Annotated in this window: 16 protein-coding genes; 11 read left to right on the top strand and 5 right to left on the bottom strand. The window is 67.5% G+C overall.

Going from position 1 to position 13426, the window contains the following annotated elements; all coding sequences use genetic code 11:
- Both G3N99_RS23070 and G3N99_RS23075 read left to right on the top strand, forming a co-directional pair.
- Positions 1-702 (top strand): SDR family oxidoreductase (locus tag G3N99_RS23070; protein ID WP_206123556.1); only part of this gene is annotated, 702 nt, incomplete at its 5' end.
- Positions 703-728: 26 nt separating this feature from the next.
- Complete coding sequence (locus G3N99_RS23075; protein ID WP_206123557.1) at positions 729-1700, top strand: aldo/keto reductase; 972 nt, start codon at positions 729-731, stop codon at positions 1698-1700.
- Between the two features lie 173 nt (positions 1701-1873).
- On the opposite strand, the gene G3N99_RS23080 is transcribed toward G3N99_RS23075, so the two are convergent.
- Positions 1874-3400, bottom strand: a complete 1527-nt coding sequence (locus G3N99_RS23080) for an AMP nucleosidase (RefSeq protein ID WP_174936998.1) — start codon at positions 3398-3400, stop codon at positions 1874-1876.
- Between the two features lie 129 nt (positions 3401-3529).
- On the opposite strand from G3N99_RS23080, the gene G3N99_RS23085 reads away from it, so the two are divergent.
- From G3N99_RS23085 to G3N99_RS23105, 5 genes are all read left to right on the top strand, one after another.
- Positions 3530-3925, top strand: coding sequence for a hypothetical protein (locus G3N99_RS23085; RefSeq protein ID WP_174936996.1), 396 nt, complete (start codon positions 3530-3532; stop codon positions 3923-3925).
- 101 nt (positions 3926-4026) lie between these two features.
- Positions 4027-5025 (top strand): homoserine kinase, encoded by a 999-nt coding sequence (locus G3N99_RS23090; protein WP_206123558.1) that lies wholly within the window; start codon positions 4027-4029, stop codon positions 5023-5025.
- Positions 5016-5825, top strand: coding sequence for a BPSS1780 family membrane protein (locus G3N99_RS23095; protein WP_089486238.1), 810 nt, complete (start codon positions 5016-5018; stop codon positions 5823-5825). The genes G3N99_RS23090 and G3N99_RS23095 overlap by 10 nt, the downstream gene beginning before the upstream one ends.
- A 187-nt stretch (positions 5826-6012) precedes the next feature.
- Positions 6013-6465 (top strand): MarR family transcriptional regulator, encoded by a 453-nt coding sequence (locus G3N99_RS23100; protein WP_174936992.1) that lies wholly within the window; start codon positions 6013-6015, stop codon positions 6463-6465.
- Between the two features lie 156 nt (positions 6466-6621).
- Positions 6622-7041, top strand: a complete 420-nt coding sequence (locus G3N99_RS23105; RefSeq protein WP_174936990.1) for an organic hydroperoxide resistance protein — start codon at positions 6622-6624, stop codon at positions 7039-7041.
- Positions 7042-7145: 104 nt separating this feature from the next.
- Here G3N99_RS23105 and G3N99_RS23110 read toward each other — a convergent pair whose 3' ends face one another.
- Positions 7146-7322: a DUF3563 family protein gene (locus G3N99_RS23110; RefSeq protein ID WP_011355826.1), complete on the bottom strand. Its 177-nt coding sequence runs from the start codon at positions 7320-7322 to the stop codon at positions 7146-7148.
- Between the two features lie 81 nt (positions 7323-7403).
- Complete coding sequence (locus G3N99_RS23115) at positions 7404-8513, bottom strand: PHB depolymerase family esterase (protein WP_174930596.1); 1110 nt, start codon at positions 8511-8513, stop codon at positions 7404-7406.
- Positions 8514-8761: 248 nt separating this feature from the next.
- Between G3N99_RS23115 and G3N99_RS23120 the strand changes: the two genes are divergently transcribed.
- From G3N99_RS23120 to G3N99_RS23135, 4 genes are all read left to right on the top strand, one after another.
- Positions 8762-9460, top strand: a complete 699-nt coding sequence (locus G3N99_RS23120; RefSeq protein WP_059521469.1) for a phosphatase PAP2 family protein — start codon at positions 8762-8764, stop codon at positions 9458-9460.
- A 136-nt stretch (positions 9461-9596) separates the two neighbouring features.
- Positions 9597-10397: a molybdate ABC transporter substrate-binding protein gene (gene modA / locus G3N99_RS23125; RefSeq protein WP_174938659.1), complete on the top strand. Its 801-nt coding sequence runs from the start codon at positions 9597-9599 to the stop codon at positions 10395-10397.
- A gap of 10 nt (positions 10398-10407) precedes the next feature.
- Entirely contained in the window at positions 10408-11085 is a 678-nt protein-coding gene (gene modB, locus G3N99_RS23130) for a molybdate ABC transporter permease subunit (protein WP_174938667.1), read from the top strand.
- Positions 11086-11149: 64 nt separating this feature from the next.
- The gene (locus G3N99_RS23135) at positions 11150-11851 is read left to right on the top strand and encodes an ATP-binding cassette domain-containing protein (protein ID WP_089428017.1); all 702 of its coding nucleotides are present in this window, start codon (positions 11150-11152) and stop codon (positions 11849-11851) included.
- 167 nt (positions 11852-12018) lie between these two features.
- On the opposite strand, the gene G3N99_RS23140 is transcribed toward G3N99_RS23135, so the two are convergent.
- Together G3N99_RS23140 and G3N99_RS23145 are read right to left on the bottom strand one after the other, a co-directional pair.
- On the bottom strand, positions 12019-12855 hold the full coding sequence (locus G3N99_RS23140) for a TOBE domain-containing protein (RefSeq protein WP_206123559.1): 837 nt from the start codon (positions 12853-12855) through the stop codon (positions 12019-12021).
- Between the two features lie 48 nt (positions 12856-12903).
- On the bottom strand, positions 12904-13426 hold a 523-nt coding region (locus G3N99_RS23145), incomplete at its 5' end, for a CHAD domain-containing protein (protein WP_206123560.1).

The raw sequence follows: 13426 nt of genomic DNA on the forward strand, positions 1-13426 counted from the left end.
GCGGCCGCGCTCGCCTTCGCGCGCGAAGGCGCTCGCGTCGTCGTCGCCGGACGGCGCGCGGCGCCGCTCGACGAAACCGTGCACGCAATTGCCGAGCGCGGCGGCGAAGCCTTCGCGATGGCCATTGACGTCACATCCGTCGAGGGCGTGCGCGCGCTCGTCGACGCCACGATCGCGCGCTACGGCGCATTGCACGCCGCATTCAACAATGCGGGTACGGAAGGCACGTTCGCGCCGATCGTGGAACAGACCGAGGCCGACTTCGACCATGTGATCGCCACCAATCTCAAGGGTACGTGGCTGTCGATCAAATACGAAATGGAGGCGATGCTCGCGCACGGCGGCGGTGCGATCGTCAATACGTCGTCGTGGCTCTCGAAAGGCGCGCTTGCCGGCTCGTCGACCTATTCAGCCAGCAAGGGGGCGCTCGATGCACTGGTGCGTGCGGTCGCACTCGAAGGCGGCCCGCACGGCATCCGGATCAACAACGTGAACCCCGGCATCATCGACACGCCGATGGCGCGCCGCTTCGGCGACGACGAGATGTTCCGCCCCTTCGCCGCATTCACGCCCGCGCGACGGATCGGCACGCCCGAAGACGTGGCCGACGCGGTCGTATGGCTCTGCAGCGACGAAGCGCGCTTCGTGACGGGTGAATCGCTCCTGGTCGACGGCGGCTACACGATCGGCGGCATGCGCTGACCGGCACGGCGACGGAGGAAGAACCGATGGAATACGTGAGACTGGGAAGGTCCGGGCTGAAGGTGTCGCGGCTATGCCTGGGCTGCATGACCTACGGCGACCCGTCATGGCGTCCGTGGGTCGCGACCGAGGAGGCGGCCCGCCCTTTCATCCGCACGGCACTCGATGCCGGGATGAATTTCTTCGACACGGCCGACATCTACTCGGGCGGCGAGAGCGAGCGCATTCTCGGGCGCGCGCTGCGCGATTTCGCGACGCGCGACGACGTGGTGATCGCAACCAAGGCGTTCTTTCCGACCGGCGACGGGCCAAATGCGCGCGGGTTGTCGCGCAAGCATCTGCTCGCCAGCATCGACGCGTCGCTGCAGCGCCTCGGGACGGATTACGTCGATCTCTACGTGATCCACCGGTTCGATCCGGACACCCCGATCGAAGAAACGCTCGATGCGCTCGATACCCTCGTGAGAAGCGGCAAGGTCCGTTATCTCGGTGCGTCGTCGATGCATGCGTGGCAATTCATGAAGATGCTCGCGTTTCAGCAGCATCACGGCCTCGCCCGATTCGTCTCGATGCAGAGCCAGTACAGCCTGATCTGCCGTGACGACGAACGCGACATGCTGCCGCTTTGCATCGAAGAAGGGATGGCCTACACGCCGTGGTCCCCGCTCGGCCGCGGGCTGCTGGCCGGCTCGCGCGATGCGTCGACGACGCGGGCCGCAACCGACCAGCAAATGGTGTCCTGGTACGACGGACGCGACGCAGTCGCGGCGACCGTCGATGCGGTCAGGCAGGTGGCGCAGGCGCGCGGGGTGGCGCCCGCCCGGATCGCCCTGGCATGGGCACTGAGCCGGCCAGGCATCACCGCACCGATCGTCGGGTTGTCGAAGCCGCATCACCTGACCGACGCGCTCGCAGCACTCGACCTGAGGCTCGACGCTTGCGAGACCGCGTTGCTCGAGGCCGCATTCGACCGGACAGTCGAACCGGTGCAATGGTGATCACGGCGCCGGCAATCCGGTAGAGCCGGGGTTTCGAAGGCGCGTCGCTGATGACAGGTACGCGACCGCACGCTGCCAGCCCGCGAAATCGCATGCGCCGTCACGTCAACCGGGGCGGCAAACCGGAAAACGTCCACCCCAGCGGGCCCCACAGGGCCCGCCGGACATCGCACTTACTGGAACGCCACTTCCGCAAAACTCCGCAGCTTCCGGCTATGCAGCTTGTCGAGCCCGTTCGTGCGCAGGATCTCCATTGCCTTCACGCCGATCTGCAGATGCTGGTCGACCTGCCCGCGATAGAACGTGTCGGCCATGCCCGGCAGTTTCAGCTCGCCATGCAGCGGCTTGTCCGACACGCACAGCAGCGTGCCGTACGGTACGCGGAAGCGGAAGCCGTTCGCGGCGATCGTCGCGCTTTCCATGTCGAGCGCAACCGCCCGGCTCTGCGACAGCCGCTGCACCGGTTCGCGATGATCGCGCAGCTCCCAGTTGCGGTTATCGACGCTCGCCACCGTACCCGTGCGCATCACGCGCTTCAGTTCAGCCCCTTCCAGCCGCGTGACGTCGGCCACCCCGCGCTCGAGCGCGAGCTGCACTTCGGCGAGCGCCGGAATCGGCACCCACAGCGGCAGGTCGGCGTCGAGCACGTGATCCTCGCGCACATAGCCGTGGGCGAGCACGTAGTCGCCGAGACGCTGCGTGTTGCGCAGCCCCGCGCAGTGACCGAGCATCACCCACGCGTGCGGACGCAGCACCGCGATGTGATCGGTGATCGTCTTCGCGTTCGACGGGCCGACGCCGATGTTGACCATCGTGATCCCGCTGCCGTCCGCGCGCTTCAGGTGATACGCCGGCATCTGCGGCAGGCGCGGCGGCGCGTTGCCCTCGGCCGGCTCGCTGCCGAGGTTCGCGTTGTAGGTCACGACATCGCCCGGCTCGACGAACGCGCTGTACTGGCTGCGGTATGCGCGCACCTCGGGATCGTCGCTCTCCGTCATCACCGTACGACCGAGCTTCACGAACTCGTCGATGTAGAACTGGTAGTTCGTGTAGAGCACGTAGTTCTGGAAATGCGTGGGCGACGTCGCCGTGTAGTGACGCAGCCGGTGCAGCGAGAAGTCGACGCGCGCGGCCGTGAACAGCGCGAGCGGATGCGGCTCGCCCGGCGCCGGCTCGAACGTGCCATTGACGATGCGGTCGTCGAGATACGACAGGTCAGGCGTATCGAAGATGTCGCGCATCGCGAGCAGGCGGTCACGGTCGAGCTCGCCCTCGAGATGGATGCCTTCCGGAAACGCGAAATGGATCGGAATCGGCTGCGACGACACACCGATCTCGATCTTCACATGGTGGTTCTTCGCCAGCAGGCGCAGTTGCTCGCGATAGTAGTTCGCGAAGAGATCGGGGCGCGTGACCGTCGTCTCGAACACGCCGGGGCCCGCGACGAAACCGTACGAGCGGCGCGAATCGACATGCGTGTTGACGTCGGTGCGGATCCGCACGAACGGGTAGCACGCGCGGACGTGCTCGGTAATCGGTTCGTGGCGGCGATAGCGCGCGAATGCGTCGCGCAGGAAGCCGGTGTTCGTGTCGTAAATGGCGGACAGCCGCGCGACGGCGGCGATCGGATCGTCGAAAGCCTCGACTGACGGGCTCTCGGGCGTCAGCACTCGGTGCCGGCGGCTCAAATCGTTCTTCATTTTCATCACCTCGTCTGATCCGACGACATTAACACGGAACCCGGTCGCCCTTATGGCTGCCCCTACGCACGCGAGGGCCGGATGGGCCGCAGTATTTGCTAAAATCGGTGGGTTCACTGGAGACTCATCATGAAGCCGCTCATTCTCGTCGCCGCTGCCGCCGCGTTTGCCGCCGCCAGCGTCGCTTACGCCGCCGGCGGCACGCCTGACGCCGACGCGCAGGCTCGGGCCGAGGCCAACGAGGCCGCCGGCCTGCCCGATCTCCGCAAGATCAACCGGCCGGGCGCCGAAGTCACGTCGAAAGTCGACTTCGACGACATCCGCCGCACGCCGAGCTTCCACGAAAAGAGCAAGAACGGCACCGAAGTCACCGAGTACCGCGATCGCGGCAAACCGGTCGAGATCGACGTGAAGTCGAACTTCGGCACGCGCTACCAGATGAGCTCGACGCCCGACACGTCGCCGAAGCCGCACGACGCGGGCATCCCGATCACGCGCCTGCCGTCGTTGAACCTGCGCTACTGATTCCGTGGCGCGCGGCACCGAACGCCGCGCGCCGCCTCCCTTCACCTGTTGTCGCGACGCACGCCGCCCGCGTGCCGACACCCTGACCTGACGCATCCCGCATGGCCGTTTTCACTGCTGTTTCCGACTCCGATCTCGCGCAATGGATGCGCCACTACGAACTGGGCGACGTGCTTGCGTTCCGCGGCATTCCGTCCGGTATCGAAAACAGCAATTTCTTCCTGACGACGACGCGCGGCGAGTACGTCCTCACGATCTTCGAAAAGCTCACGGCGGAACAGCTGCCGTTCTACCTCGACCTGATGAGCCACCTGGCCGGCCACGGCGTGCCGGTGCCCGATCCGATCCCGCGCGACGACGGCTCGCTGTTCGGCTTGCTGCACGGCAAGCCGGCCGCGATCGTCACGAAGCTCGACGGCTCGGCCGAACTCGCGCCGGGGGTCGAACACTGCATCGAGGTCGGGCAGATGCTCGCGCGCCTGCACCTCGCCGGCCGCGACTATCCGCGCAACCAGCCGAACCTGCGCAGCCTGCCGTGGTGGCAGGAGAACGTGCCGGCGATCGTGCCGTTCATCACGGATGAGCAGCGCGCGCTGCTGGAAGGCGAGCTCGCGCACCAGGCCAGCTTCTTCGCGTCGGACGACTACGCGGCGCTGCCGGCCGGGCCATGCCATTGCGACCTGTTCCGCGACAACGTGCTGTTCGCGCACGCGGCGCCCGGCACCGGCCACGACGTGCGGCTCGGCGGCTTCTTCGACTTCTATTTCGCGGGCTGCGACAAGTGGCTGTTCGACGTCGCGGTCACGGTCAACGACTGGTGCGTCGACCTCGCGACCGGCGTGCTCGACGTCGCGCGCGCCGACGCGCTGCTGCGCGCGTACCAGACGGTCCGGCCGTTCACGGCCGAGGAGCGCCGCCACTGGAGCGACATGCTGCGCGCGGGCGCATACCGCTTCTGGGTGTCGCGCCTGTACGACTTCTACCTGCCGCGCGCGGCCGAGATGCTCAAGCCGCACGACCCCGGCCATTTCGAACGCATCCTGCGCGAGCGTATCGCGCATACGCCCGCGCTTCCCGAGATCCAAACCGCATGCAACTGATCGAAGTGCCCGCCAAAACGGGCTATGTCTGGTTCCGTCAAGGCGTCTGGCTGTTCCGCCGGAACCCGCTCGCGTTCATCACGCTGTTCTTCACGTACCTGCTGGCCATCACGCTGATATCGATGGTGCCCGTGATCGGCTCCGCGCTGCCGCTGGTCTTCATTCCCGGCGTCGCGGTCGGCTTCATGGCCGCGTGCCGCGACACGGTGGCCGGCAAGCCCGTGATGCCGACGATCCTCGTCGACGGCTTCCGCTCGTACGGCACCGTCGCGACCCAGCGGCTGCTCGTGCTCGGCGTGATCTACGTCGCGTCGATGGTGGTCGTGTTCGCCGCTTCGTCGTTCGTGGACGGCGGCGCGCTGTTCCACGTGATGATGGGCGCGGCCGACGAAGCGAGCACGACGCCGGAGGCGCTCGCCGCGCAAGGCACGCTCGGCGCGCTGTTCTTCGCGACGCTGCTCTACCTGCCGGTCGCGATGCTGTTCTGGTTCGCGCCGGTGCTGGTCGCGTGGCATGACGTCCCGCCCGCCAAGGCGCTGTTCTTCAGCGTCGTCAGCTGCTGGCGCAATCGCGGCGCGTTCGTCGTGTACGGCGTGCTGTGGTTCGCCGTCGCGCTCGGCACGTCGCTCGCGCTGTCGCTGCTGCTGCAGGCGCTCGGCGCCGGCGCCTATGCGCTGACGATCATGATGCCGGTGACGATCATCATCGTCACGATGCTGTACTGCTCGTTCTACGCAACCTATCGCGGCTGCTTCGGCGTACAGGAACCGGGCGCGACGACCACCACGTCGGGCCGCTGAAGCCTCCCCGGCCGGCGCGCGTCGCCGGCCCGACGTTCTCCGCGCCGGGTTGTGTCCCGGCGCACCCGCCCTTCCCCCGCCTCCGTCAGCCACCGCTCGTCGCCGGCCGCCCCTGTTCATCCCGATCTTTTGCGCGCAAAATAATTTGCGTACAAATTGTTCGCGCGTTCGACGCGCCCTCCGAATCATGGATCGCCTGCCCCCGCTGCCCCAGACGCTCGACGAGCAACTCTGCTTCGCGCTCTACTCGACTTCGCACGCGATGACGAAGGCGTACAAGCCGCTGCTCGACAAGCTGTCGCTGACCTATCCCCAATATCTCGCGATGCTCGTGCTGTGGGAGCGCGACGACATCGCCGTAAAGGACATCGCCGCGCGGCTCGACCTCGACCCGGCCACCGTCACGCCACTGCTGAAGCGGCTGGAGGCGCTCGGCTACGTCGAGCGCGTCCGTAGCGCGGCCGACGAACGCATCGTGAACGTGCTTGTGACGCCGGAAGGCCGTGCGCTGAAAGATCGCGCGCGCTCGGTACCCGCCGATCTCTTTTGCGCGATGCAGCAATCGCCCGACTTCCTGGTCAGGCTGCGCGCCGATCTCCAGCAGTTGCGCGACGCACTGTCGGCCGCCAACGAACGCTGACAGGCGAGCCTCGACGAACCGGCCCGGCAGTGCCGGGCCTTTTCTTCAAAAATTCATTTGCACACAAATAATTTGTGTTCTATTGTTTACGGGTGGCCGGCGACACCCCGTTCGACCGGACCGCTCTTCCTCCCTTTTTCCGACAGGAGCTGCACGATGAACATTCTGTACAAGACCAGCGCCACGAGCACGGGTGGCCGCGACGGCCGCGCGGTATCCGCTGACAACAAGCTGGAAGTGAAGCTGGCCGCGCCGCGCGAACTCGGCGGCACGGGCGCGGAAGGCACGAATCCGGAACAACTGTTTGCCGCAGGTTACTCGGCCTGTTTCCTGAGCGCGATGAAATTCGTCGCCGGCCAGGACAAGAAGGCACTCCCGGCCGACACGCAGGTCACGGCGGAAGTGGGCATCGGGCCGAACGACGCAGGCGGCTTCGGGCTCGACGTCGAACTGCGCGTATCGCTGCCGGGGTTCGACAAGGCCGACGCGCAAGCACTGGTCGAAAAGGCGCACCACGTGTGCCCGTACTCGAACGCGACGCGTAACAACGTGCCGGTGCGCCTGACGATCGTCTGACGCGACACAGCGCCTGGAATGCAAAAAGGGCGCGTGCGGCATGTAGCCGCACGCGCCCTTTTTTGCTGCGTGATTCGCCGGAGCGGCGGACCTGACTGCGCGCCTTAGCGCGAGCCGAACGTATACGGGCGGTTCATTGCCGCTTCGCGATCGATCTTGCGCATGCGGAATTCGAGATCATAGATGTCGGTCGCGTCGGCCAGGTACGCCTCGGCGCGCTCTTTCGAGGCCTTTTCAGCGTTCTTGGTCAGCATCAGGAAGAGGTGGCTCAGCAGGTACATGGTTGATCTCGCAATCCAAAGGTTCTTTGACTAGGGTTTTCCCGAATTATAGGGAAAACCCTAGGCTTTGGCCAGCGTCGATCAGACGATGCGTCGTTCGGTCGCCACAGTGCGGCGATGTGCTTCGAAAAAGGCCCAGATCATCGCGCTCGCGTCGGGGCCGACCGCTGCATGAAACGGTACGGCTTCATCGCCGCCGGCCCACGCATGATCGAGCCCTTTCACATGACAGAGCCGCACGACCGGCTCACCGTCGCGGCAGACATCGGTGATCTGCGCACCCGCGTCGCGCGTCTCCACGCGTTCGCCGCCGCGCAGTGCGCCGCGGCTGTCGGCGAGCCCGTTCAGGCGCATGAACTGCACCGTCAGCTGGTCGGCATTCTTCGGCGCGACCACGTGGTCGCCGTCACCCTGGACGATCAGCGCAGGCATGCCCGGATACGCGGCGGCATCGACCAGCGCATCGACGGCCGCAGCCGGGTTCTGGCGCACGCCGCGCCGCATCACGTCCATCGCGGTAATGCCCGAACTCGCCTCGCCGAGCGCGGGGCCCGAGTGCAGCGCCACCGCCGCGAAACGGTCGGGATGGTGCAGTGCAAGAAGCGACGCGAGGCCCGCGCCGGCCGACAGCCCCGCGACATAGACGCGCGACGCGTCGAAACCGCGCTCGTCGACGAGCGCGTCGACGAGCGACGCCACCGCGTTCGCCTCGCCGCGGCCCGCGCGGTCGGTGTCTTCATACCAGTGCCAGCAACCGTGCGCGTGCGCGCGCAGCGACTGCTCCGGATACAGCACCGCGAAGCCGTGCTTGTCGGCCAGCAGGTTCATCCGCGTGCCTTGCACGAATTCGTCGACGGACTGCTGGCAGCCGTGCAGCATCACGACGAGCGGCATCGCGCCACGCCGGCGGCCAGGCGGCACGTAGAGGCCGTAAGCGAGATTCTGGACGAGGCGCCCGAGCGCGGGCGCCATCGGATGTTCGCCGCGCGTCCACTCGCCGGCCGCCCATGCGGCCGCGCGCGGTCGCACGCGCGATTCGCGCGGTGGGGACAGATCGGATACGGCGGGAGAGGCCGCCGCCTCGAGGGCGTCGCGTGTGATGCGCTGCGCATCGCGCGCCGCGCGCTGGGCGGCCGGAGACAGCATGCGTTTCATGCCGCCCAGCCACACCTTGGTCAGACTTTTGGTCATCGATCGGGCTCGCAGTCAGGAAAAATAGGGGCACCACAACGGATGCATCGTTCGTCTTTGTGCAATGCACCATAACATTGTTTCTGGGATTTTTCCTGCACGCGGATAGTTCCCGGCCGCGCAAAAAACGGGGCTCATGCGCACGCGGCGCTATACTGGGATTTCGCCGCTTGTATCCGTTGTAGTCGTTCTTCCCGGCTCGCGCGTTGATTTAAGCATCTTCCCCGCCTTCGTTCGTCCCCTTCCCGATGTTCGACCTGTCGTCTCACCTGTGGATCATGATCACCGCGTTCGGCGGCGCCGGCCTGACCTTGCCGCTCGCGATCACGATCGCCGTCTGGCTCGCGCTCGGCTACTCGTGGCAACGCGCGGCTGCGTGGCTCGGCGTGCTGGCGGCAGCGATCGGCGTGGTCGCGCTCACGAAGATCGCGTTCCTCGGCTGGGGGATCGGCATCCGCAAGTGGGATTTCACGGGGTTCAGCGGCCATGCGATGCTGTCGACGTCGGTGTATCCGGTCGCGATTTTCCTGGCGCTGATCCGCACGCGTACGCCGGTGCGAATCGCCGGCATCGCGCTCGGGCTCGCGGCCGGCGTCGCGGTCGGCGTGTCGCGCGTCGCGCTCGATGCCCATTCGCCGTCCGAATCGATCACCGGCTGTATCGTCGGCGCAATCGCCGCGCTCGCCTTCATCGCCGGGTCGTGGCGCGCGGTGCCGCACCGCTGGTCGGTGCCTGCGGTCGTCGCAAGCCTCGCGCTCGTCACCGTGGCGCTGCACGGCATCACGGTGCCGTCGCACCGCTGGGTCACCAAGGTGGCGCTGCAACTGTCGGGCCACGAACGCCCGTTCGTCCGCGCGCGCTGGAAGGCCAACCCGAACTATCGCCCCGCATCGCAGCCGTCGTCGCTGCAGCGCACCCAGTCGTCGCCGCAAACGCTCCGTACGTGACCGGCCGCCCGGCCGTCACGCCCGCCCCTTTTCACGTCTGACCATTACATGCGCGCCGTCGCATGAGCGGTATGTCGAGCGTTATAACCCACCCTATATTACGATTACGGTTTCCACCCATTAAAACGAATCCACCATGCGCTCAACCGTCCGTCCGCTTCGCCGCACCCTGCTTCGCCTGCTACCGATCGCCACGCTTGCCGCTGCCGGTATCGCGTTCAGCGCGCCCGCTTCCGCTGCCGACGAACTGGTCGTGTCGGCCGCCGCCAGCCTGACGAACGCGTTCAAGGCCGTCGGCGATGCGTACGAGAAGCAGCATCCGGATACCAAGGTGCTGTTCAACTTCGGCGCGTCGGACGTGCTGATGCAGCAGATCGCCAAGGGCGCGCCGGCTGACGTGTTCGCGTCGGCCGACCAGAAGGCGATGGATCGTGCAGCCGACGAAAAGGTGATCGTGCCCGGCACGCGTCGCGATTTCGCGGCGAACTCGCTCGTGCTGATCGTGCCGGCGGACAGCAAGGCCGCCGCGCCGACGTCGCTGAACGACCTGACGGCGCCCGGCGTGAAGCGCATCGCGTACGGCGACCCGGCATCGGTGCCGGTCGGCCGCTACACGGAAGGCGCGCTGCGCGCGGCCGGCGTGTGGGATGCCGTCAGCGCGAAGGGCGTGCTGGCCGCCAACGTGCGCCAGAGCCTCGACTATGTCGCGCGCGGCGAAGTCGACGCGGGCTTCGTCTTCGGGACCGACGCCGCGATCATGCCGGGCCGCGTGAAAGTTGCGCTGACCGTGCCGACGAAGACGGCCATCACCTATCCGATCGCCGTGGTCAAGGACAGCCGCCACGCCACGCAGGCGCAGTCGTTCATCGACTTCGTCGCGTCGCCGCAGGGCCAGGCCGTGCTGTCGACGTTCGGCTTCAAGCCCGCGGGCAAGTGAGCGTAGCGCGATGCAAGACGCCTGGGTACCGCTGCTGCTGTCGTTGAAGGTTGCCGGCTGGGCAACCGCGCTCGACATCGTGCTCGGCGTCGCGGCCGCGTTCATGCTCGCGCGCTGGCGCTCGCCGCTGCGCGACGTCGTCGATTCCGTGCTGACGCTGCCGCTCGTGCTGCCGCCGACGGTGCTCGGCTATTACCTGCTCGTGCTGCTCGGCCGGCGCGGCGTGTTCGGCGCGTGGCTCGACAAGCTCGGCATCGAGCTCGTCTTCACGTGGCAAGGCGCGGTGATCGCGTCGATGGTCGTCGCGTTTCCGCTGATCCTGAAGTCGGCGCGCGCTGCGTTCGAAGGCGTCGATCCGCATCTCGAGCGCGCGGCGCGCACGCTCGGGCTCGGCGAAGTCGCGGTGTTTTTCCGGGTGACGCTGCCGCTCGCCACGCGCGGCATTCTCGCGGGCGCGCTGCTTGCGTTTGCACGCGCACTCGGCGAGTTCGGCGCGACGCTGATGATCGCGGGCAACCTGCCCGGCCGCACGCAGACGCTGTCGGTTGCGATCTACGCGGCCGTGCAGGCCGGCGACGACAGCACGGCCAACTTCCTCGTGCTGGTGACGTCGATCACCTGCGTGCTGGTGCTGCTCGCGACCGGCTGGCTCGTGCCGTCGCGTGCCCCGCGGAGCCAGCTGTCATGAAGCGCGCATCTCGTCCATATCACCTGCTTCGCCCGGCAGCCGGGTTGCGTCGGCGGAGGCATGCATGAGCCTCGTCGTCGACATCCGCAAGACCTACGCAAACGCCGAGCGCCGCTTCACGCTCGACATGTCGTTCACGGCAACGACGCAGCGCGTCGTGCTGTTCGGGCCGTCCGGCGCGGGCAAGAGCATGACGCTGCAGGCGATCGCCGGCCTGCTGTCGCCTGACGAAGGCACGATCACGCTGAACGGCGAGCCGCTGTTCGACGCCGCTCGCCGCATCGACGTGCCGACCCGCGAGCGCCGCGTCGCGTACCTGTTCCAGGATTACGCGCTGTTTCCGCATCTGAACGTGCGCCAGAACATCGCGTTCGGGCTCACGTCAGGGCTGCGCAACCCGCGCGCGAAGACGGTGCCGCCGGAAGTCGCGTACTGGCTGCAGGCGTTCGATCTCGAAGCGCTCGCGGGGCAGTATCCGTCGCAGTTGTCGGGCGGGCAGAAACAGCGCGTCGCACTGGCGCGCGCACTGGTCGCGCAGCCGCGGATCCTGCTGCTCGACGAACCGTTCGCGGCGCTCGACGGCGCAATGCGCCAGCGCATGCGTCACGAGCTCGCCGAGCTGCAGGCGCGGCTCGATATCCCGATGGTGCTGATCTCGCACGATCCCGACGACGTCGCCGCGTTCGGCGACCAGGTCGTGCAGTTGAGCGAAGGACGCGTGCAGGCGGCTCCGCCGCACGCCGAGTGGCCGACGCGCGTCACGTGAGCGCGCGAGGCCGTGGTCGTGGCAGGCAGGTTGGAGCCTGAGAGAAGCCGCGCGTAGCGGCATAGGTTGAAAGCGGAAACGAAGCCGGCGCCGTGCAGGCGCTGTGCGATGCCGGCTTCGCCCCGCCCGTCACACGATCGTCGAAGCGCGCCGTCCTGCCGGCTTCATCAGCCCGTCACCGCAAGAATCACGCTCGATGCCTTGAACAAGGCGATCGCCCGCCGGCCGGTGTCGAGTTGCAACGCCTCGACGCTGTCGTTGGTCACGACGGCCGTCAGCGTCCCGCCGCCGTCGAGCGCCAGCGTCACCTCGCTGTTCACCGCGCCCGCCGCAACGGTTTCCACACTGCCGCGCAGTTGATTCCGCGCGGACACTTTCAGCTCTTGCTCGTCGTCGTCGACCGCGAGCACGACCCACGACGCCTTCACCAGCGCGCAGGCGTCCGCGTCAACCTGCAGGCCGAGCGCATCGGCGCTCTCGTGCGTCAGCACCGCAACGATCGGCTGTCCGCCGGGCAGCGTGAGCGTGACCTCGTCGTTGACGGTGCCGCGCACGATCGATGCGACCTTGCCGAACAACTGGTTGCGCGCGCTGGTCTTCATCCCGATCCGGCCGATCAGCGCCCAGTCGACGTCGAACCCGGACACGGCCGCGCTCGCGGCCTCGATGAACCGGCGATGCTCGCGCTCGATCGTGCGGAACGCGGCGATCAGCGACGTCGCGCGCGGCGTCAGCGTCGTGCCGCCGCCGCCCTTGCCACCCGTCGAACGCGCGACGAGCGGTTCGCCGGCAAGATTGTTCATCGTGTCGACCGCCTCCCACGCGGCCTTGTAGCTGAGGCCGACGGCCTTCGCCGCGCGCGTGATCGAACCGGTGTCGCCGATCGCCGCGAGCAACGCGATGCGCATGGCGCCGCCGAGCGTCTGCTCACCGGCGCGCAGCCACAGCTCGCCGCCCAGTTCGAGCGGTTCGGAAGACGGGGAAGATTGCGGTGCGTCGGTCATCGGGATGCGTGTAGAAATCGGGGGGGCATTATAGGGAGCGCGTGCCGGTCAACCCGGCTTGCCGTCGAGCTTCGGCGGCCGCAGGCTGGCCAGCAGCGTCTCGGCGTCGCGCGCCGCGCGCTGCTCGAGCGCCGCACCGTAGCCGCGCACGAAACCGAGCTGGTACGGCGGGGCAGCCAATTTTTCGAGGTGATGCAGCGCGACCATCGTGTCGTTCGCTTCACCGAGCACGCTCTGCACGCGCGTGAGCGTCTTGACCGTCTCGGTGCGCGTGCGGCGCGACGCCAGCGATGCGAAGAATTCGAGCGCATAGCGCAGCCGCTTCGCATCGATCCGCACCTGATGACGCGCGGCCGTGTCGAGCGACGTGAGCGACGGCGACGCATAGAGATGACCGAACAGCCGCCGCACGCGCTTCGTCGCGTGGCGCCGCAGCGAGGGCGCGTCGCCGTCTTCGGCGGGCGGCAGCGCAAGCGAACTCAGCCATTCGAGCCAGCCGAGCGTCAGCCGCGCATAGCGAGCCGAATGCAGCGCCTGCCGCAACTCGACCCGCGCGGCCGCGCACCGCCCG

Source organism: Burkholderia sp. Ac-20392 (assembly GCF_017104585.1).
GTDB lineage: Bacteria > Pseudomonadota > Gammaproteobacteria > Burkholderiales > Burkholderiaceae > Burkholderia > Burkholderia lata.

What these genes read in the sequence shown, in the direction of transcription:
- G3N99_RS23135 (WP_089428017.1), top strand. Translation starts at nt 11,150, where the DNA reads ATGAGCCTCGTCGTCGACATCCGCAAGACCTACGCAAACGCCGAGCGC.
- G3N99_RS23115 (WP_174930596.1), bottom strand. Translation starts at nt 8,513, where the DNA reads ATGACCAAAAGTCTGACCAAGGTGTGGCTGGGCGGCATGAAACGCATG.
- G3N99_RS23120 (WP_059521469.1), top strand. Translation starts at nt 8,762, where the DNA reads ATGTTCGACCTGTCGTCTCACCTGTGGATCATGATCACCGCGTTCGGC.
- modA (WP_174938659.1), top strand. Translation starts at nt 9,597, where the DNA reads ATGCGCTCAACCGTCCGTCCGCTTCGCCGCACCCTGCTTCGCCTGCTA.
- modB (WP_174938667.1), top strand. Translation starts at nt 10,408, where the DNA reads ATGCAAGACGCCTGGGTACCGCTGCTGCTGTCGTTGAAGGTTGCCGGC.
- G3N99_RS23080 (WP_174936998.1), bottom strand. Translation starts at nt 3,400, where the DNA reads ATGAAGAACGATTTGAGCCGCCGGCACCGAGTGCTGACGCCCGAGAGC.
- G3N99_RS23140 (WP_206123559.1), bottom strand. Translation starts at nt 12,855, where the DNA reads ATGACCGACGCACCGCAATCTTCCCCGTCTTCCGAACCGCTCGAACTG.
- G3N99_RS23085 (WP_174936996.1), top strand. Translation starts at nt 3,530, where the DNA reads ATGAAGCCGCTCATTCTCGTCGCCGCTGCCGCCGCGTTTGCCGCCGCC.
- G3N99_RS23110 (WP_011355826.1), bottom strand. Translation starts at nt 7,322, where the DNA reads ATGTACCTGCTGAGCCACCTCTTCCTGATGCTGACCAAGAACGCTGAA.
- G3N99_RS23075 (WP_206123557.1), top strand. Translation starts at nt 729, where the DNA reads ATGGAATACGTGAGACTGGGAAGGTCCGGGCTGAAGGTGTCGCGGCTA.
- G3N99_RS23105 (WP_174936990.1), top strand. Translation starts at nt 6,622, where the DNA reads ATGAACATTCTGTACAAGACCAGCGCCACGAGCACGGGTGGCCGCGAC.
- G3N99_RS23100 (WP_174936992.1), top strand. Translation starts at nt 6,013, where the DNA reads ATGGATCGCCTGCCCCCGCTGCCCCAGACGCTCGACGAGCAACTCTGC.
- G3N99_RS23095 (WP_089486238.1), top strand. Translation starts at nt 5,016, where the DNA reads ATGCAACTGATCGAAGTGCCCGCCAAAACGGGCTATGTCTGGTTCCGT.
- G3N99_RS23090 (WP_206123558.1), top strand. Translation starts at nt 4,027, where the DNA reads ATGGCCGTTTTCACTGCTGTTTCCGACTCCGATCTCGCGCAATGGATG.